This is a genomic window from Microbacterium sp. GW823-FHT02G05, from assembly GCF_058797175.1.
This window is the reverse complement of sequence record NZ_JBXAJK010000001.1, coordinates 1,883,690-1,901,479: the sequence shown is the minus strand read 5'-3', so window position 1 is coordinate 1,901,479 and position 17,790 is coordinate 1,883,690. Positions and strand designations below refer to the sequence as shown.

19 protein-coding genes are annotated in these 17,790 nt (G+C 67.4%); 13 read left to right on the top strand and 6 right to left on the bottom strand.

Annotated features, from left to right (window positions below; translation table 11 throughout):
* Positions 1-236 precede the first annotated feature (236 nt).
* Genes AC1REM_RS09290 through AC1REM_RS09265 form a run of 6 tightly spaced genes read left to right on the top strand, consistent with a single transcriptional unit; the run spans position 237 to position 6,764 of the window.
* A complete protein-coding gene (locus tag AC1REM_RS09290) occupies positions 237-965 on the top strand; it encodes an NUDIX hydrolase (RefSeq protein ID WP_492514361.1) in 729 nt (242 codons plus the stop codon).
* Positions 962-2,305: a quinolinate synthase NadA gene (gene nadA, locus AC1REM_RS09285; protein WP_492514360.1), complete on the top strand. Its 1,344-nt coding sequence runs from the start codon at positions 962-964 to the stop codon at positions 2,303-2,305. The genes AC1REM_RS09290 and nadA overlap by 4 nt, the downstream gene beginning before the upstream one ends.
* Positions 2,302-3,801, top strand: a complete 1,500-nt coding sequence (nadB, locus tag AC1REM_RS09280) for an L-aspartate oxidase (RefSeq protein ID WP_492514359.1) — start codon at positions 2,302-2,304, stop codon at positions 3,799-3,801. Before nadA ends, nadB begins: the two co-directional genes overlap by 4 nt.
* Positions 3,801-4,652 (top strand): carboxylating nicotinate-nucleotide diphosphorylase, encoded by an 852-nt coding sequence (gene nadC, locus AC1REM_RS09275; protein WP_492514358.1) that lies wholly within the window; start codon positions 3,801-3,803, stop codon positions 4,650-4,652. Before nadB ends, nadC begins: the two co-directional genes overlap by 1 nt.
* Position 4,653: 1 nt before the next feature.
* A complete protein-coding gene (locus tag AC1REM_RS09270; protein ID WP_492514357.1) occupies positions 4,654-5,787 on the top strand; it encodes a cysteine desulfurase family protein in 1,134 nt (377 codons plus the stop codon).
* Between the two features lie 29 nt (positions 5,788-5,816).
* A complete protein-coding gene (locus tag AC1REM_RS09265) occupies positions 5,817-6,764 on the top strand; it encodes a glycosyltransferase family 2 protein (RefSeq protein ID WP_492514356.1) in 948 nt (315 codons plus the stop codon).
* A gap of 6 nt (positions 6,765-6,770) precedes the next feature.
* On the opposite strand, the gene AC1REM_RS09260 is transcribed toward AC1REM_RS09265, so the two are convergent.
* Positions 6,771-8,675 (bottom strand): ABC transporter ATP-binding protein, encoded by a 1,905-nt coding sequence (locus tag AC1REM_RS09260; protein ID WP_492514489.1) that lies wholly within the window; start codon positions 8,673-8,675, stop codon positions 6,771-6,773.
* A gap of 142 nt (positions 8,676-8,817) precedes the next feature.
* Here AC1REM_RS09260 and AC1REM_RS09255 point away from each other — a divergent pair, with 142 nt between their 5' ends.
* Positions 8,818-10,305, top strand: coding sequence for an MDR family MFS transporter (locus tag AC1REM_RS09255; RefSeq protein WP_492514355.1), 1,488 nt, complete (start codon positions 8,818-8,820; stop codon positions 10,303-10,305).
* Positions 10,306-10,362: 57 nt separating this feature from the next.
* Here the strand turns inward: AC1REM_RS09255 and AC1REM_RS09250 are convergent, their stop codons facing one another.
* Positions 10,363-10,500 carry a hypothetical protein gene (locus AC1REM_RS09250; RefSeq protein ID WP_204939546.1) on the bottom strand — a complete coding sequence of 46 codons (138 nt, stop codon included), beginning with the start codon at positions 10,498-10,500 and terminating at the stop codon, positions 10,363-10,365.
* Between the two features lie 87 nt (positions 10,501-10,587).
* Between AC1REM_RS09250 and AC1REM_RS09245 the strand changes: the two genes are divergently transcribed.
* A complete protein-coding gene (locus tag AC1REM_RS09245; protein ID WP_492514354.1) occupies positions 10,588-11,103 on the top strand; it encodes a DUF6328 family protein in 516 nt (171 codons plus the stop codon).
* Positions 11,104-11,108: 5 nt separating this feature from the next.
* Here AC1REM_RS09245 and AC1REM_RS09240 read toward each other — a convergent pair whose 3' ends face one another.
* A complete protein-coding gene (locus AC1REM_RS09240; protein WP_492514353.1) occupies positions 11,109-11,747 on the bottom strand; it encodes a DUF1345 domain-containing protein in 639 nt (212 codons plus the stop codon).
* Between the two features lie 186 nt (positions 11,748-11,933).
* Here AC1REM_RS09240 and AC1REM_RS09235 point away from each other — a divergent pair, with 186 nt between their 5' ends.
* Positions 11,934-12,233: a Fe-S cluster assembly protein HesB gene (locus AC1REM_RS09235; protein ID WP_492514352.1), complete on the top strand. Its 300-nt coding sequence runs from the start codon at positions 11,934-11,936 to the stop codon at positions 12,231-12,233.
* A 65-nt stretch (positions 12,234-12,298) separates the two neighbouring features.
* Here AC1REM_RS09235 and AC1REM_RS09230 read toward each other — a convergent pair whose 3' ends face one another.
* Complete coding sequence (locus AC1REM_RS09230; protein WP_492514351.1) at positions 12,299-12,826, bottom strand: Dps family protein; 528 nt, start codon at positions 12,824-12,826, stop codon at positions 12,299-12,301.
* A gap of 158 nt (positions 12,827-12,984) precedes the next feature.
* On the opposite strand from AC1REM_RS09230, the gene AC1REM_RS09225 reads away from it, so the two are divergent.
* The 3 genes from AC1REM_RS09225 to AC1REM_RS09215 all read left to right on the top strand — a co-directional run bounded on the left by AC1REM_RS09225 (position 12,985) and on the right by AC1REM_RS09215 (position 15,545).
* Positions 12,985-14,445, top strand: coding sequence for an alanine/glycine:cation symporter family protein (locus tag AC1REM_RS09225; protein ID WP_492514350.1), 1,461 nt, complete (start codon positions 12,985-12,987; stop codon positions 14,443-14,445).
* Positions 14,446-14,466: 21 nt separating this feature from the next.
* Positions 14,467-14,901: a hypothetical protein gene (locus AC1REM_RS09220; protein ID WP_492514349.1), complete on the top strand. Its 435-nt coding sequence runs from the start codon at positions 14,467-14,469 to the stop codon at positions 14,899-14,901.
* A gap of 74 nt (positions 14,902-14,975) precedes the next feature.
* Positions 14,976-15,545, top strand: a complete 570-nt coding sequence (locus AC1REM_RS09215; RefSeq protein WP_492514348.1) for a 1-acyl-sn-glycerol-3-phosphate acyltransferase — start codon at positions 14,976-14,978, stop codon at positions 15,543-15,545.
* A 4-nt stretch (positions 15,546-15,549) separates the two neighbouring features.
* On the opposite strand, the gene AC1REM_RS09210 is transcribed toward AC1REM_RS09215, so the two are convergent.
* Both AC1REM_RS09210 and AC1REM_RS09205 read right to left on the bottom strand, forming a co-directional pair.
* Positions 15,550-16,113: an alpha/beta fold hydrolase gene (locus AC1REM_RS09210; RefSeq protein WP_492514347.1), complete on the bottom strand. Its 564-nt coding sequence runs from the start codon at positions 16,111-16,113 to the stop codon at positions 15,550-15,552.
* A gap of 147 nt (positions 16,114-16,260) precedes the next feature.
* Entirely contained in the window at positions 16,261-16,944 is a 684-nt protein-coding gene (locus AC1REM_RS09205) for a hypothetical protein (RefSeq protein ID WP_492514346.1), read from the bottom strand.
* Positions 16,945-17,000: 56 nt separating this feature from the next.
* On the opposite strand from AC1REM_RS09205, the gene AC1REM_RS09200 reads away from it, so the two are divergent.
* Complete coding sequence (locus tag AC1REM_RS09200; RefSeq protein WP_492514345.1) at positions 17,001-17,780, top strand: hypothetical protein; 780 nt, start codon at positions 17,001-17,003, stop codon at positions 17,778-17,780.
* The last annotated feature ends 10 nt before the right edge of the window (positions 17,781-17,790 follow it).

Genomic DNA, 17,790 nt, shown 5'->3' with positions numbered 1-17,790 from the left:
TCTCGGTGCTGCACTGCAGGAGGGACTTGCTCCCCATTGAGGACGCACCCCGGATGGGGTTTGTTAGGACAGCAACCTAACAAATTCTCAAACGGCATACAAGCGCGCATCGCCCGGCGAAGATAACGTTTCGGACTCAGCCCCCGCGCCGGTGCCCACACAGGGGGCGGCAGCGTAAGAAATGCAGTGTTCGAGTCACCGAGACTATAAGATCATGCTCGGAGGTTAGAGTCGCAATGACCAAAACTAGGAACGAGGATTCGATCCGCGTCGCGGTGTCTGCTGTCACCCTGACGCTGCGTCGCGAGTCCGAGGAGGAGGCACCGCACATCGTGCTGCCTCTCGTCCGGCGCACGCGCGAGCCTCATCTCGGCGACTGGGCTCTGCCCGGCGGCTGGCTCGGCGCACGGGAGAGCCTGGAAGAAGCCGCATCCCGCACGCTCGCGGAGACCACGGGCCTTGCGCCGAGCTACCTGGAGCAGCTCTACGCCTTCGGTGCCGTCGACCGCTCCCCCACACGGGCGATCTCGGTCGTCTACTGGGCACTGCTCCCCTCTGATGCCGTCGACCGGCAGATCGCCGCCTACCGCGCCGCAGGTCATGCGCCGGAGAACGTGCAGTGGTTCGAGGTCGCCGATCTGCCCCCCTTGGCCTTCGATCACGCGCAGATCATCGACTACGCGCTGTGGCGTCTGCGTAACAAAGTCGGCTACAGCCGCGTCGCCCATGGGTTCCTGCCCCCGGAGTTCACCCTCGCTGAGCTTCGGGACGCCTACGAGGCGATCCTGCAGCGCCGTCTGGATCCGGCGAACTTCCGCCGCCAGGTCGAAGCATCTGGCACTCTCATCCCCACCGACCGCTTCCGCACCGGAAGCCACCGACCCGCCCGCCTGTACCGCTACAACACCGACGTCGAGCTCGCCGACCGCGGCCCGCTCGCACCCGAAGAAACAAGGACGCCATGACCGTGAGCACGCTCACCACTCCTGCCCTGCGTGACCCTTCCGTCGACCACGCGATCCAGTCCATCGTCGCCGGCGCGTCCACGGATGCGACCTGTTCGACCGATCTGGCCGCGGGGCCGTGGGACTTCGACACCCGCCCCGGCTACGGTCCAGGTTCGTCGATGGGCGATGTCATCCCGACCGGGGCACCACGCCAGGGCGAGCTGCCGCAGGCGTACCGCGAAGCCGACGAAGCGCAGCTGCACGCGCGCATCGAGGCGGCGCGCGCGACCCTCGGCGACCGTCTGGTGATCCTCGGTCACTTCTATCAGCGGGAAGAGGTCGTGCGCCACGCCGACTACGTCGGCGACTCGTTCCAGCTCGCGACCGCGGCGAAGGAGCATCCGGACGCCGAGGCGATCGTGTTCTGCGGCGTGCACTTCATGGCTGAGACCGCCGATCTTCTCTCACAGCCCGAGCAGGCCGTGATCCTGCCGAATCTCGCCGCGGGATGCTCCATGGCCGACATGGCCGACATCGACCAGGTCGAAGAGTGCTGGGAGCAGCTCGCTGATGTGCTCGGCCCCCTCGACCAGGTCGACGCGGACGGCCTGCTTCCCGTCATCCCCGTGACCTACATGAACTCCTCGGCGGCGATCAAGGGCTTCGTCGGGCGCAACGGCGGCATCGTGTGCACATCCTCCAACGCCCAGACCGTCCTGGAATGGGCGTTCGCGCGCGGACGTCGCGTACTGTTCTTCCCGGACCAGCACCTGGGCCGCAACACAGCGAAGGCCATGGGCGTGCCACTCGAGCAGATGCCGATGTGGAACCCCCGCCGTCCCTTCGGCGGCAACGACGCCGAGACGCTGACGGACTCGCGAGTCATCCTGTGGCACGGCTTCTGCTCGGTGCACCGCCGCTTCACGGTCGCGCAGATCGATCAGGCGCGCGCCGAGCACCCGGGTGTGCGCGTGATCGTGCACCCCGAGTGCCCGATGGAGGTCGTGGACGCGGCAGATGAGGCAGGCTCCACCGACTACATCCGTCGCGCAATCGATGCGGCGACGACGCCGACCACGTTCGCGATCGGCACCGAGATCAATCTGGTCCGACGTCTGGCGGCGCAGTACCCCCAGCACGAGATCTTCTGCCTCGACCCGGTCGTCTGCCCCTGTTCGACGATGTATCGGATCCACCCGGGGTATCTCGCATGGGTGCTGGAAGAGCTCGTCGCGGGGCGGACTCCCAACCGGATCCAGGTGAGCGTCGATGTCGCCGATCCGGCGCGCGTCGCACTGGAGCGGATGCTGGCGGCGAAGCCACCGGTCGCGACGCAGGATGCCGCACCACGCGCATGAACATGATCGTGGTCGGCGCCGGCGTCGCGGGACTCACCGCAGCACTGCACGCCCGTGAGCGCGGACACCGGGTCGCTCTCGTCGTCAAGGGTGCCCTCGGCGGCGGAAGCACCCCCCTCGCCCAGGGCGGCGTCGCCGGCTGGTACGGCCCCGACGACTCGCCTGCAGCCCATGCGGCCGACACGATTCAGGCGGGTGCGGGGCTCAGCGACCCTGCCGCGGTCGATGTCCTCGTCGAGGAAGGCACCGCCCGCATCGCGGAGATGTTCGAGCGCGGCGTCGACTTCGACCGCGGCCCCGACGGCGCTCTGCTGCGCGGACATGAGGCGGCGCACGCCTCTCCCCGTATCGTGCATGCGGGCGGCGACGCCACGGGTGCCGCGATCTCGCGCGCTCTTGTCGCAGCCGTGCAGGCGAGCGACATCGTCGTGCACGAGCACACCTTCTTCTGCGATCTCCTCCTGGGCGAAGCACCCACCGAAGTGCGCGGCATCCGCGTCCTGACGGCGGACGGTGAGCAGGAGCTTCTCGCCGATGCGGTGATCATCGCGACCGGCGGCGCCGGTCAGCTCTTCGCACGCACCACCAACCCTCTCGATGTCACCGGCGACGGGATCGCGGCGGCACTGCGCGCCGGCGCGGCGGTGACAGATCTGGAGTTCGTGCAGTTCCACCCGACGATTCTTGCCAGCCCTGGGGTGCCGTTCCTCGTGTCGGAGGCTGTGCGCGGTGAGGGCGCGACTCTGATCGACGATGAGGGTCGACGCTTCGCCTTCGACGCTCATCCCGGCGGAGAACTCGCACCACGCGACGTCGTCGCCCGGGCGATCGCGCGACAGGCGGCGGAACAGCACTCTGACGTGCGCTTGGATGCCACTGTGCTGGGCACGCCGGACACGATCGCGACGACGCTCGCGCGGCGCTTTCCGACGATCGACCGCGTCACCCGCGAGCGAGGATTCGACTGGGCTCGCGAGCCGATCCCCGTGACACCCGCTGCGCACTACCTGATGGGCGGCATCGCCACAGATCTCGACGGCCGTACGAGCATCCCGGGGCTCTTCGCCGTCGGCGAAGCAGCCCGAACGGGCGTGCACGGCGCCAACCGCCTCGCATCGAACTCCCTATTGGAGGGCGCCGTGTTCGGTGCACGGGCCGCCGCCGCTCTCGACACCCCCGCCGCGCTCCCGCAACTGGCGACCGTGGATGCTCCCGCAGTGCACGACTTCGTCGATGCCCCGCCGTTCACGCGCGCGGCTCTCCAGCAGCTGATGTGGGATCACGTGGGACTCCTCCGCACCGTCGAGGGCATGACACACGCGCGAGCGATGATCGCCAACTGGCGGAAGACGATGCCGCGGCCGACGACGGTCGCCGCCCACGAAGACGCCAATCTCCTCCTCGTCGCGGAAGCAACCGCATCCGCCGCACTCACCCGTACCTCTTCGGTGGGCGCTCACCATATCGCTCCCGCTCCTGCACTGATCGGACTCTGATGCTCACCGCCGCCACCCTCACCCGCGTCGTCACTGCCGCGCTGGAGGAAGACGCCCCGTGGGGCGATGTCACCAGCACGGCACTGATCCCGGCCGAGACGCAGGCCGTCGCCGACCTCGTCGCCCGAGAGCCCGGCGTCTTCAGCGGCGGCGAGGTGTTCGCAGCCGCCTTCACGCTGACGGATCCGGATGTCGCGGTCGATCTGCATTTCGCCGATGGCGACACCTTCGTCGCCGGTGATGTGCTCGCAACGGTCACAGGCTCCGCGCGCAGCGTGCTCACGGCGGAACGCATCGGGCTCAACTTCGCCCAGCGGATGAGTGGAATCGCAACCCTGACGGCCGCCTACGTCGCTGCGGTCGAAGGTACGGGCGTGCGCATCGCCGACACTCGCAAGACGACGCCGGGGCTCCGCGCATTCGAACGCCACGCGGTGCGCAGCGGCGGAGGCAGCAATCACCGCACAACGCTGTCGGACGCCGTCATGGCGAAAGACAACCATCTCGCCGTGATCCGACGGACCGGAGACGACCTCGCGCAGGCGCTGCGCACGGCCTTCACGCAGCTTCCGCACACCACGCACATCGTGATCGAAGTCGATCGACTCGACCAGATCCCGGATGTCCTCGCTGGAGGCGCGCACACCGTGCTGCTGGACAACTTCACGCTCGACGACCTGCGCGCGGGCGTCGCGTTGATCGGCGAACGGGCGACAGCGGAGGCATCCGGCGGCGTGAACCTGGACACCGTGCGGGCGATCGCTGAGACCGGTGTGCAGGTGATCTCGGTCGGAGCACTCACACACTCGGCCCGGTCACTCGACCTCGGTCTGGACATCCGGATCGACTGACGTGCTCTATCTCGACCATGCCGCGAGCTCACCTCTGCGCCCGGAGGTGCTCGCCGCGATGGCGCCGCACCTCACGGGTCCGGTGGGCAACCCCTCCAGCCATCACACCGTGGGCGAGGCGGCGGCGGCGGTCCTCTCCGATGCCAGGACGCGCGTCGCGCGGGTCCTCGGGATGCGCGCGAGCGATGTGGTCTTCACCTCGGGCGGCACCGAGGCCAACAACCTCGCGATGAAGGGGATCGTACTGGCAGCGCTCGAATCCGGGCGTCGGCACCTCATCACGACAGCGATCGAGCACGAATCGCTGCGGGCATCGGCGTCGTATCTACGCCGTTTCCACGGCGTCGAGATCACGCTCCTTCCGCTCGGCGCACATGGTCGTGTCGAACCGGAGGCGCTCCGCGCCGCGCTGCGAGAGGACACCGCACTCATCTCGCTCGCGCACGCGAACAACGAGATCGGCACCGTGCAGGACGCCACAGCCCTGGCCACGATCGCCCAGGAGAATCGCATTCCGCTCCATCTGGACGCCGTCCAGTCCGCCGGCTGGCTGCCGCTCGCCGGGATCGGTGCGGACGCGATCTCGATCGCCGGGCACAAGCTCGGCGCCCCCCAGGGCATCGGCGCACTCATCGTGCGCGGACGTGTGCCGCTGGAGCCGTTGCTGCACGGCGGCGGCCAGGAGCGCGGACGTCGCTCCGGCACAGAGAACGTCGCAGGCGCTGTGGGTCTCGCCACCGCCCTGGAGCTCGCGGAGAGCGAGCGAGAGGATGTCTCCGATCGGGTCCGTGCAGCGACCCACACCTTCATCACCGAGGTGCTGCGTCTCGTTCCCACCGCCCGGCTCACCGGCGATCCCGTGCATCGCCTGCCCGCCACGGCGAGCTTCACGATCGCAGGAACCAGCGGAGAGTCCGTCCTGCTGGAGCTCGAGCGCCGCGGCGTCGTCTCCTCCAGCGGCTCGGCGTGCGCCGCCGGCAGCGATGAGCCCTCCCCCGTTCTGCTGGCCATCGGCATCGCTCCCGAAGTCGCACACACGTCGCTGCGCTTCACATTCGGGCGAGAGCAGCTCTCCCCCGACGCCCCTGCGCAGCTTGCGTGGCTCGTGGCGGAATCCGTCGCCGCCGTCGGCTGACGACCGCTGCAGCCGCCTACACTCGAAACGTGCCCGATTCTGCCCCGATCGTCACGATGATCGTGCCCGGTCGCGACATCGCCCCCTTCGCCCCTGCCGCTCTCGACTCTCTGCGGGCGCAGACCGAGCCGCGTTGGCGCGCGATCCTCGTCGACGACGGGTCCGTCGACACCACCGGCGAGATCTTCGCCGAGGCCGCTGTGCGGGATCCCCGTTTCACTCTGCTGTCTCAACGTGAATCCCGCGGGCTGGGTGCGGCACGCAACCTCGCACTCGAACACGTCAACACCCCGTTCCTCGGGTTTCTGGATGCGGACGATGAGCTGACCCGCGACGCCATCGCACGCACGACGCACACGCTCCGCGAGACTGGCAGCGACTTCGTCGCCGGTGCCTACGTGCGCTCGCGGTGGGACGGCATCGCCTACCACCCCGGCCGCGTGCAGCCGTGGACGGCCGCCGCGACCGCACCCGAGCGTCGCGCCACGACGCTGATGCAGCATCCGGATGCGTCGGCGAACATCGTCGCCTGGTCGAAGGTCAGCCGGACCGAGTTCTGGCAAGACCTGCGGTTTCCCACCGGAGTCGCCTATGAGGACCAGGTCGTCGCGCAACTGATGTACACGCAGGCGCGGGCGTTCGATGTGATCCCGGATGTGCTCGTGCACTGGCGTTTGCGGGCCGACGGATCTTCCCTCTCTCAAGGCAAGAACCAGGTGCCGGTCCTGCGTGACTATCTCACCGCCCTCTGGGGTGGGATCGAGGTGCTGCGGGATGCCGGTGCGGCAGACGCCGTGCGCGCACGTCTCAGCCTGATCCTTGCGATGGATGCTCCGCCGCTGCTCGAGATCGCGGCCACGCATCCGGACGCGGAGTACTCCGCGCTCTTGCAGGATTTCCTCGCCCGGACGCGGACGCTTCCTGAGTTCGCGGACGCCCGACCGGATCCGAACCTGGCGGACGCTCTCACATGGTGACGCGCCTCAGTCGCTCTCGGCGGCGATCCGCTCCTCGTCCTGCAGCACATGCGACGCCGCCAGCTGCTGCGCCGCGAGATCGGAGTAGAGCCCACCCCGCGCGATGAGTTCACGGTGGGTCCCCGATTCGACGATGCGTCCCGCCTCCAGCACGTGGATGACATCGGCGGCCATGACCGTCGACAGGCGGTGCGCGATCGACAGCGTCGTGCGTCCTCGCGCCGCCTCGTCGAGTGCTTCCTGCACCACGCGCTCGGAGACCGTGTCCAGGGCCGAGGTCGCTTCGTCGAGCAGAAGCACGGGCGGATCCTTCAGTAGCACCCGTGCGATCGCGATGCGCTGCTTCTCGCCACCCGAGAGTCGGTACCCGCGCTCACCGACCACGGTGTCGTAGCCGTGCTCGAAGCCCGCGATGATGTGGTGGATGTTCGCCGCCGTGCACGCGGCGATCAGCTCGTCCTCGGTCGCATCAGGCTTCGCATACAGCAGGTTCTCGCGGATCGTCGCATGGAAGAGGTACGTCTCCTGCGAGACGATGCCCACGTCGTCGATGATCGACGCCTGAGTCAGCGCACGCACGTCCGCGCCGCCGAACAGGACCTGCCCGTCATGCGCCTCATACAGGCGCGGGGCGAGGTACAGGATCGTGGTCTTCCCCGCACCCGACGGGCCCACGAACGCTACGTGCTGCCCGGGCTCGGCGACGAACGACACTCCCTGCAGCGTCGGGCGCGAGTCCGCCATCGCATCCGGGTAGCGGAACACCACATCACGGAATTCAACGCGCCCTCGCGGCCCCGGAGCCTCGGCGACAGTGATCGCACCCGGGGTATCCTGAATCTGCGGAACCATGTCGAGGTACTCGAAGATTCGCGCGAACAGCGCCTTGGACGTCTGAAGGTCGAGCGCGACGCGCATGAGGCCCATAAGCGGCTGCAGCAGACGCGCCTGCACCGTCGTGAAGGCGACGATCGTTCCGGCGGTGATGGCATCGCTGCCGCCCGTGATCAAGTAGCCGGAGACGAGGTAGATGACAGCAGGAACACTCGCCATGATCACCTGGACGACGGCGAAGAACCCTTGCCCGCTCATCGCTCGGCGCACCTGCAGCACGACCTGATTGCGGTTCTCGCGCTGGTAGCGGGATGACTCGGTGCGTTGCCGGTTGAACGACTTCGACAGCAGCATCCCCGAGACGCTCAGTGTCTCCTGCGTGATCGAGCTGAGCTCGGACAGCGATTCCTGGGTCTCCCCCGCGATGCGCGCGCGCACCTGCCCTACCTTTCGCTGCACGAGCACGAGGAAGGGCATCAGGACGACGGCGATCAGGGTGAGGCGCCAGTCGATCAGGATCATCGCCACGAGCGAGGCGATCACGGTGACCACGTTGCCGAGAATGCTGGTCACGGTGTTCGTGAGCACACCGGCGACGCCGCCCACGTCATTCTGCAGCCGGGATTGGATGACGCCGGTCTTCGTGCGGGTGAAGAACCCGAGCTCCATGGCCTGTAGATGCTCGAACAGACGCACGCGGAGGTCACCCGTGACGCTGTTTCCGACGGTCGAGGTGAACCACGTCTGCGCGACGCCGAGTCCGGCCGAGAGGAGGAAGAGCCCGATCATCACGGAGACGAGCATCACCAGCAGGTTGAGCTGCGGCGCACCGCCTTCGAGGGGAAAGAGCGCGTCGTCGAAGATGCGCTGGACGAGCAACGGCGGAATCACGGCGATCGCTGCGCCGAAGATGACGAGCAGACCGGTGATGACGATGCGTCCGAGGTAGGGACGGAACAGCGCGACGACCCGTGCGCCGAGTCTCTCGATCACGGGCGCCGCGGCGTTCTCTCGCTTCTGCGCCGCCTCGTCGACCCCGCGGAATCCTCCGCCGCGTCCGCCCGCGCCGCCATGCATGCTCATTCCTTCAGCGTAGCCAGGCCGTCGGACGTCTCGACGCGGTTCGCTCAGGACGGAATGAAATGTCGCCCGGAGCCGTTATCCTCGAAAGTCTTCGCACATTCGTGCACCATCCCACCACTTTCTCCCGGAGGAATCCTTGTCTGCTGTCGACACCGGGGCGACCCCCGTGATCTCCTCCGTTGAGGAGGCCAAGACTCTGATCCCGCGTCGCGACATGCGCGTGATCTGGGTGCTTCTGACCGCGGCCTTCGTCGCGATCCTGAACGAGACGACCATGGGCATCGCGATCCCGCACCTCATGGACGACCTCGAGATCTCCCCACTTGCCGCGCAGTGGGTCACGAGCGCCTTCATGCTGACGATGGCCGTCGTGATTCCCATCACCGGATTCCTGCTGCGCCGCTTCACGACGCGGCAGATCTTCCTCGCCGCGCTGGCGCTGTTCTCGGCGGGAACGCTGATGGCGGCACTCGCCTTCGGCTTCGAGATGCTCCTCGTCGCACGCGTCGTGCAGGCGGCGGGCACCGCGATGATGATGCCGCTGCTGATGACGACCATCATGAACCTCGTGCCGCCCGCGGCGCGCGGTCGCATGATGGGCCGGGTCAGCATCGTGATGTCGCTCGCCCCGGCGATCGGCCCGACGCTGTCCGGCTTCCTGCTCGACCACCTCGGTTGGCGCTCGATCTTCTTCATCGTGCTCCCGATCGCGCTCGTCGCACTCTTCATCGGATGGCGCTGGCTGACGAACGTCGGCGAGACGATGGATGCTCCGATCGATGTGCTCTCGATCCTGCTGTCGGCTCTCGGCTTCGGAGGTCTCGTCTTCGGCCTCAGCCAGATCGGCGCGCTCGCGGGCACCGCCGTCTCCCCTGCCCCGCTGTTGATCGCTCTGGGCGTCGGAGTCGTGGGTCTCGCTCTGTTCCTGTGGCGCCAGGTCGTGCTGCAGAAGAAGGATGACGCGCTGCTCGACCTGCGCGTGTTCCGCTCGCGCGACTTCACGCTGTCGATGGCGCAGATGTTCCTGCTGGCCCTCGCCTTCTTCGGATCGATCACGGTCGTGCCGCTGTTCCTGCAGAACGCCATGGGCCTGCCCGCGATGGACGCAGGACTCGTCGCCCTCCCGGGCGCCCTGGCCATGGGTCTGCTCGGTCCGCTCATCGGCCGGATCTACGACCTGCACGGTACGCGGATCCTCCTGGTTCCCGGTGCGATCATGGCGGCGAGCATGCTGTGGCTGTTCACGTCGTTCACCGAGGCGACGCCTCTCTGGCTCGTCGTCGTGGCGCAGACCGCGCTCTCCGTCGGACTCGCGCTGTCGTTCACGCCGCTGTTCACGGCAGCGCTGGCCTCGCTGCAGCCGAAGTTCTACTCCTACGGCAGCGCGGTGATCGGCACGGTGCAGCAGGTGGCCGGTGCCGCGGGCATCGCCGTGATGATGGCCGTGTTCACGGTCGCGGTGAACGCCGGCGGCGGCAGCCACGTCCCGGAGGCCGTGGCGCACGGTTCGCGTCTGGCCTTCGTGCTCGGTGCGATCATCGCGACGATCACGATCGTAGGCGCGTTCTTCATCCGCAAGCCCGCCGACAACCCCGACGAGGCGCCGGCCGGCCACGGTCACTGACTGCACACACGAAAGAACCCCCGCACATCCGTGTGCGGGGGTTCTTGTCGTCGTGGCTCAGAGTCCCGTGCTGCAGGCGCCTCCGCCGCAGCATCCGCCTGCCGTCTCATCGACCGGCAGCAGGTTGAGCGACCCCGGCGGCGCCTGAAGCGGAGTCGTGAGGGGTGCGGATGCGGGAGGGGTCGGCGTGGTCATTCCCCCATGCTACGCCGATCCTCCGCACATGGGCCAAGGCACAGATTCTGCTCGTGGGACGCGCCCCGCGCTGGCAAGATGAGGGGCATGACCTCGGAGCCGGACGAACACAGGCACGACGATCGCGATGACGGGCGTCAGGAGACGGCAATCGAGCGCGCCGACCGCAACTGGGAGGAGCTCCTGCAGGAGCTCCGCGTGATGCAGACAGGTACGCAGATCCTGACGGGATTCCTGCTCGCCGTCGCGTTCCAGCCCCGATTCACAGAGCTCGATGCCGCGCAGGTGGGCCTCTACGTCATCCTGGTGCTGCTGGCCGCGCTCGCGACGGTCCTCGCCCTTGCGCCGGTGGGACTGCACCGCGCACTGTTCGGCAAGCAGCTGAAACCCGTTCTGGTGCGGCATGCGGCGCTGATCGTTCGGGTCGATCTGCTCGTGATCGGTGCGCTGAGCGTGGGCGTGACCACGCTGATCATCGACTTCACGATGCACCGTACGGCGGCACTCATCACTCTCGTGGCGTCGTCCCTGCTCGTCCTCATCCTGTGGCTGGTCGTGCCGATGGTGGTCCGACACCGGCGCACACGCGACTCCGACGACTAGAGACGTCAGCCCAGCGTGGAGATGAGATTGATGATCGTCGCGAGAATGACGGCCCCGAAGAGGTAGGCAAGAAGCGTCTGCGCGATCACGACGCGACGAATCGCGTTCGACCGCACCGTCGTGTCCGCCACCTGATAGGTCATGCCGAGGCCCACCGAGAAGTAGGCGAAGTCGGTGTACTCCGGGTCTTCCTGCTGGGCGAAGTCGATCCCTCGGGCATCGTCCTGGTAGAAGAGGTGCGCGTACCGCAGCATGTAGTCGACCTGGATGAGCGCCCAGGAGGACACGACGCTGAGGATCGCGATTCCCGCGAGCGCGAGCGCGTCGATCCCGTGCGCGTTGCGCGCCTGCACGACCACCACCACGACGGCCGCGAGGCTGACGGCGCTTCCGATCGTGGCGATCAGTCTCGCTGTGCGGCGGCCAGGGTCCTCCGCCGTCGCATGGTCGCGTGTCTGGGCCGCATCCATGTGCCAGACCTCGAGGAGAACCCAGACGACGTTGACCACGGCCAGCGTTCCCCAGCCGGCGAGGATTCCAGCGGCGATTCCCCAGACGGATCCGGCCGTGATCCCGACGACGACTCCACCCAGTGCCGACGCACTTGCCCGCCACCGGACCTGCCTGCGCTCGGGGTGCTTCATGCCCCGAATGGTAGCCCGCGATGCCCGCCCGCGTGCGGACGCGCGCGGATTCTTGCACGGGCGATACGGGCTTCGTGTGAAAGCCCTCCGAATGGGCGCGTGCGGGTTGTGAGAGCTCTCGGCCTCGACAACCGTGGAATGCAGGCGATGCATCCGCATCGCTCACGCAACCGGAAGGACAGCAGCATGCTCACTCTGACCGACAACGCCACCGCGATCGTCACGACGCTCGTCAGCCGACGCAGCAGCGCCTCTGAGGCAGGACTGCGGATCCACACGACGGATGAACCGGGAGCAGACGGCGCAGCACGATTCGCCGTCGACGTCGCCTCCGCGCCGGAGGCCGCCGATGCCATTGTCGAGGCGTCCGGCGCACGTATCTTCCTGGAGGAGCAGGCGGCCGTCGCTCTCTCTGACAAGGTCCTCGATGCAGCGGTCGACGATGAGGGCGCGGTGTCTTTCGCCGTCCTCGCGCAGACCGTCTGAACGGAGACAGGAACGCCGCGGTCCCCGAGGGGGCCGCGGCGTTCCTTGTTGTCTCGCGTGCGTTGTCAGCCTTTAGACGCCGACTTCGCGCGCGCCGTGGTCTTGGCCGGGGTGCGCTTCTCCGCGGACACCATCCAGGCGAACTGCTCGAGGCTCTCGATCACGGCGTGGAGGATGTCCGCCGACGTGGGATCCTCCTCATCGACCCCGTCGTGCACGTCGCGCATGGTCTGCACGGCCGCCTCCAGGCGCTCCGTGATCAGGTCGACGACATCGTCCGTCGATACCTCCCCCTCCGGGAACGCCGGCAGGCTCGAGGCCTCGGCGACGGTCGCGGTGCGGCCGTCGGGAACCGCGTGGATCGCTCGCATGCGCTCTGCGACCGTGTCGCTGAAACCGCGAGCGGCGTCGATGATCTCGTCGAGCTGGCGATGCATGTCCCGGAAGTTCCGTCCGACGACGTTCCAATGCGCCTGCTTGCCCTGCATGGCGAGGTCGAGCAGGTCGACCAGCACCCGCTGGAGTGCCGTGGCGAGGTCTCCGGATGCGGTGAAACCGTGTTCTGCGTTCTGTCGACGGGTGGTCTTTGCCATCGTTGCTCTCCTCGTTCTCTGTCCTGCCGATTCGGTCTCGACGCCTGATCTGCGCCATGCACGACGCTACGTCGGAGACAGGTGCGAGACGAGGGGGTTGACTTTGCCAGGGGCGCGCCTCTGGTTCGAGGCGCGGATGTGCCGCGATACTGACGGCTATGGATGCTGTGAATGAGTGGCTGCTGACCTGGGGCGACAATCTCTGGACGTGGGCGGTGCTCCCCGTCGTGGTCGCGCTGGGACTGTACTTCACCGTGCGCTCGGGCGTCGTGCAGTTCCGTCTGATCCCGGAGATGCTCCGGACTCTCACCGACAAGACACCGCGCACCGCCGACGGCACGCCGCAGTCCGTGTCGGCGTTCCAGGCGTTCACGATCTCGGCGGCGTCACGTGTCGGCGTGGGCAACATCGCGGGTGTCGGTACCGCGATCGCCATCGGCGGCCCGGGAGCGGTGTTCTGGATGTGGCTCATGGCCTTCATCGGTGGTGCGTCGTCGTTCATCGAGTCCTCGCTCGCGCAGCTGTACAAGACGAGGGATGCCGACGGCTTCCGTGGCGGTCCCGCGTACTACATGCAGCGTGGTCTCGGCGCCCGGTGGATGGGCGTGCTGTTCGCGGTGATCCTCATCGTCTGCTTCCCCGTCGCGTTCAGCTCGCTGCAGGCCAACACGATTAAGGCGACGCTCGCCGGCAGCTTCGGCGGCATGGAGCTCAGTTGGCTGCCCTGGGTCGTGGGCGGCGTGCTCGCCGTGCTGATGGCCGCCGTCATCTTCGGCGGCGTGCGCCGCATCGCGTCGGTGACCCAGATGCTCGTGCCGCTCATGGCGCTGCTGTATCTGCTGGTCGGGCTCGTGATCGTCGCCATCCACATCGAGCGTCTGCCCGAGGTCTTCGGGGCGATCTTCACCCAGGCGTTCGGCCCGAACGAGATCGTCGGCGCGGCTCTCGGCTACATCATCCTCACCGGCGTCAAGCGCGGCATGTTCTCGAATGAGGCCGGTCTCGGGTCGGCTCCGAACGCCGGTGCGAGCGCCGCGGTCACGCACCCCGTCAAGCAGGGCCTCGTGCAGACCCTCGGCGTCTACTTCGACACGTTCCTGGTGTGCTCGATCACTGCATTCATCGTGCTGGTCTCGGTGCCCGATCTCGCGAATGCGGAGCGGGGCATCTCGCTCACGCAGGGCGCGATGGTCAGCGCCCTGGGCGAATGGTCGAACGTCCTCTTGAGCGTGATCATCTTCCTGCTGGCGTTCAGCTCGATCCTCGGCAACTACTACTACGGACAGTCGAACATCGAGTTCATCACGCGGCGCCCGGCCGCGCTGCTGTCGTACCGCGTGCTGGCGATCCTCGCCGTCTTCGTCGGGTCGGTGGTCTCGGCTGATGTCGTCTGGAACTTCGCCGACGGCGCCATGGGCATCATGGCGCTGGTGAACCTCATCGCGATCGCGCTGCTCTCGGGTGTCGCGTTCCGTCTGCTCAAGGACTACACCGAGCAGCGCCGCGCAGGTCTGGATCCGGTGTTCACGAAGGCGCGGATGCCGGATGTGAAGGGGATCGAAGTCTGGGAGGATGAGCTCTCCGTGACCGGTCCGATCGACCTGCCGCGCCGCCGCTGATCCCTGACCGAAGGAGCACACATGGCTGAGAAGAGCGAAGGGCTTTCCGCGCAGGAGCGCGAGGCGGTCAAACAGCGCGCCGCCGAGTTGCGCGCCGAGCAGAAGGCCGGAAAGAACCGCGAAGCCGGCGAGAAGGCCATCCGCGAGGCGATCGACGCGATGCCGCCGAATGACCGTGAGCTCGCGGAGGGCATCCACCGCGTGGTGGCCGACGTCGCAGCCCACCTGATGCCGAAGACCTGGTACGGGTTCCCGGCCTACACGGATGCGGCGGGGAAGGTCGTGGTCTTCTTCAAGGCCGCGTCGAAGTACGAGTCCCGGTATGCGACCCTCGGTTTCGAAGAGGCCGCGCACCTCGACGAGGGAGACATGTGGGTGACCTCCTTCGCGCTGCTGGCGTGGACGCCCGAGACCGAGAAGAAGGTCACGGAGTACATCCGGGCGGCTGCGAACTGAGACCAGGCCGCATCCGCTCCTCCCCCGATCGACGCATGCCGCACCCTGCATACGGGTTGTCCTAGCGTGGACGGATGCTTCGCCGTACTCTGGCCCGGATGTATTGGGCGCTCAGCCGCTGGACTCTGAAGACGGAGGCAGCGCCCACTCTTCCGACCGTTCTGATCGGTGCTCCGCATACATCCAACTGGGATTTCGTCCTCATGCTCGCGATCGCCTGGCGCCTCGGGATCGATGTGCGCTGGCTCGGCAAGAGCAGCCTGTTCACCGGATGGCGCGGACCGATCATGCGTCGCCTCGGGGGCATCCCGGTCGATCGATCCGACCCCAGCCGCGTCGTTGGCGATGTCGTGGCGCGTGTGCGCGCAGGCGAGACCTTCGGTCTGGTCGTGACCCCCGACGGGACTCGCAAGGGCCACACGCACTGGAAGAGCGGCTTCTATCGCATTGCCCGGGAGACGGGCATGCCGGTCACTCTCGGATACGTCGATCGCACCACCATGACGACGGGACTCGGCCCCACGATCGAGCTCACCGGTGACATCCCTGCGGACATGGACCGCATTCGCGAGTTTTACGCAGACAAGGCAGGGCTCCGCCCCCAGCACCGCATCGAACCGCGACTGCGCGAAGAAGCCGTCTGAGGCGTCAGTCCCAGTCCAGGTATTCCTCGATGATGACAGCGGTCTCGATCGGATGCGTCACCGGGAACAGGTGATCAGCGCCCTCGACCGTCTTGATGCTGGCACGATCGGGCGCCGTGGCCTGCAGCTTCTCGCCGTTCGCGAAGGGAGCTGTGGCGTCTTCGGTGGCCTGCACGATCAGCACGGGGATCATCGGCGCGAGCGGGATCTCGACGTCTTCGACGCCGAGCAGGAGCAGACCGTTCAGACGCTCGGTGTGGGTGTTCGCGTACTCACGGGCGATCGTTCCGCCTGCGCCGTAGCCGCCGATCCAGGTCGTTGCGAATCCGAGGTGATCGATGACCGCCTCGACGTCGGCGATGCGGTCGGCGACAGCGGAGCGATCGGCGCTCTGACCCACGCGCACGACGCGGAAGCCTGCTTCTTCATCGAGGTAGTGCGTGACGGTCCCGAGGCCGTCGCGCTCAAGCGACTCCGACGCGATGAGCACGAGCCCGATCGGTCCCGATCCCTCTTCGATGTAGGGGATGGCGCGGCCTTCGGTCTCGAAGATGCGATGCTGCGTCATGTGTCGTCTGCCTTCCTCTGGCGTCATCCGGCGCGTCTTCGTCGCCATCGCCGAAGTCACCTCACTGCGATCAAGGCTAACCCACATCGATCGGCTCGCCGCAGGCGCCTCCGCGGTCGACAAGCCGCGGACGGCACGACAGCGGAACTACGTCGCAAGGGGCGACGTGATCTTGGCTGAGCGGTAGCTCTGGCCGTCCCTGGTCCGCTGCCAGCGGCGCCAGTGCTTCGTTGAGAGTCGGAACGGAAGGTGTTTTTGCAGATGTCCTGCGGCGCGTGCGAGTTCCTCATCCGTGTCGGGGAGATTGACCCAGAGAGACAGAGAGGATCCGGCCGTTCCGATCGATGCGCGGGTGCCGGACCGTCCGAGGCGACGGCCGTAGTCGTCCACGGCGAAATCGTCGAAAGCCTCGGGGGCGATGTTCGCGTAGGCCGCGCCGGTACGAGGGTCGATCAGGCGTCCTTCGACCGTGCGCACGAGCGCGGCAAGGGAATGTCCGTGCGCGGTGACGCCAGCTGCGCCGATCTCGGTGAGTGCGCTGAGCACGGCATCGAATGCTTCGGGGCGCACATTCCATTCGGTCCGTGTGCGGTCGCGTCGAGAGGGCCCGCCCAGCTGGGACGATGCGAAGTCCATGAGGTGTCCTGTCGCTTCTGTGGGGCCGCCCGCCCAGAGGCGCAGTGTCACGCGATCGGACAGCGGCACCAGGCACGCATCGACAAACCTCCCGATCGAGGACCATGCGTCAGCAGGCTTCTTCGTGCGAAGCGCGTGGGCGCCGCCGGACGACGCCGGAAGACCGTCATAGGTGACGACACTCGAGAGTCCCATGACCGACATGCTAGCGAGCAGCCGGGGGCTCGCATCCGCGGCTCTAAGATGACGTCATGTCCAGTCAGGCCTTCGATCTTCCCGTTCCGGCACGCGGGGAGAATCCGGACGGTTACAGCACGACGACTCTGCTTCTCGAGGGCGACCTTCTCCTGACGTCGTGGGTCGATGGCATCGCGGCCGTGCGCGTCGGTGTTCTCCGTCTCACCGATGGCAGCTGGCGCATCCTCACGGGCGTCCGCGGGATGCTCCGTGACGCCCTGTCACTCCCGGGGAGCCGCGCTCTCCTCCTCACCGACTTCGGTCTGTTCGAGGTCGATCTCGCGCTGCTCACGGTCACGCGAAAGCTCACCGCGAAGATCGGCAGACACAACACGTCGATGCAGCGCGTTTCGGACGACGTCGTGGCCGTCGGCAACGACGCCAAGGCCACCGACATCCTCGTATCGCTGCCGGCATGGGAGCCCGTGGGGCGTCGGCGCCGCGTGTCCGCGTCCGCGCGGCTCGTCGATGCCGCATCCGCACGGGAAGGCGTCAGCCGCGTTCTCGATGAGCGAGACGGGATGACGGTCGGCGCGACGAGCCCGTACCCCGGAGAGCACGGACAGCGGATGCTGGTGCTCGACGCCGCGGGGCGCGTCGTCTGCGACGAGGTGATGCCCTGGGGAGTGGCCAGCGTGGTCTTCTGGGGCGGCGGGATCATCGCCTCCCCGCTGCGCCTGGCGGAGCACGTTCCGCTCCGCGCGATCGCGTCGGTTCCCGGATGTCCCGTGGACGAGGTTCACGACCTCACCGCACTTCAGAAGCCCGCCACCGCACCGACGTCTGCGTCCTGAGAGGAGTTCC

Excerpts from the sequence above, each read along its gene's own strand:
- AC1REM_RS09210 (WP_492514347.1), bottom strand. The coding sequence starts at position 16,113 with ATGACGCAGCATCGCATCTTCGAGACCGAAGGCCGCGCCATCCCCTAC.
- AC1REM_RS09230 (WP_492514351.1), bottom strand. The coding sequence starts at position 12,826 with ATGGCAAAGACCACCCGTCGACAGAACGCAGAACACGGTTTCACCGCA.
- AC1REM_RS09240 (WP_492514353.1), bottom strand. The coding sequence starts at position 11,747 with ATGAAGCACCCCGAGCGCAGGCAGGTCCGGTGGCGGGCAAGTGCGTCG.
- AC1REM_RS09235 (WP_492514352.1), top strand. The coding sequence starts at position 11,934 with ATGCTCACTCTGACCGACAACGCCACCGCGATCGTCACGACGCTCGTC.
- AC1REM_RS09290 (WP_492514361.1), top strand. The coding sequence starts at position 237 with ATGACCAAAACTAGGAACGAGGATTCGATCCGCGTCGCGGTGTCTGCT.
- AC1REM_RS09225 (WP_492514350.1), top strand. The coding sequence starts at position 12,985 with ATGGATGCTGTGAATGAGTGGCTGCTGACCTGGGGCGACAATCTCTGG.
- AC1REM_RS09200 (WP_492514345.1), top strand. The coding sequence starts at position 17,001 with ATGTCCAGTCAGGCCTTCGATCTTCCCGTTCCGGCACGCGGGGAGAAT.
- AC1REM_RS09215 (WP_492514348.1), top strand. The coding sequence starts at position 14,976 with ATGCTTCGCCGTACTCTGGCCCGGATGTATTGGGCGCTCAGCCGCTGG.
- AC1REM_RS09250 (WP_204939546.1), bottom strand. The coding sequence starts at position 10,500 with ATGACCACGCCGACCCCTCCCGCATCCGCACCCCTCACGACTCCGCTT.
- nadA (WP_492514360.1), top strand. The coding sequence starts at position 962 with ATGACCGTGAGCACGCTCACCACTCCTGCCCTGCGTGACCCTTCCGTC.
- AC1REM_RS09220 (WP_492514349.1), top strand. The coding sequence starts at position 14,467 with ATGGCTGAGAAGAGCGAAGGGCTTTCCGCGCAGGAGCGCGAGGCGGTC.
- nadB (WP_492514359.1), top strand. The coding sequence starts at position 2,302 with ATGAACATGATCGTGGTCGGCGCCGGCGTCGCGGGACTCACCGCAGCA.
- AC1REM_RS09260 (WP_492514489.1), bottom strand. The coding sequence starts at position 8,675 with ATGCATGGCGGCGCGGGCGGACGCGGCGGAGGATTCCGCGGGGTCGAC.
- AC1REM_RS09205 (WP_492514346.1), bottom strand. The coding sequence starts at position 16,944 with ATGGGACTCTCGAGTGTCGTCACCTATGACGGTCTTCCGGCGTCGTCC.
- AC1REM_RS09245 (WP_492514354.1), top strand. The coding sequence starts at position 10,588 with ATGACCTCGGAGCCGGACGAACACAGGCACGACGATCGCGATGACGGG.
- nadC (WP_492514358.1), top strand. The coding sequence starts at position 3,801 with ATGCTCACCGCCGCCACCCTCACCCGCGTCGTCACTGCCGCGCTGGAG.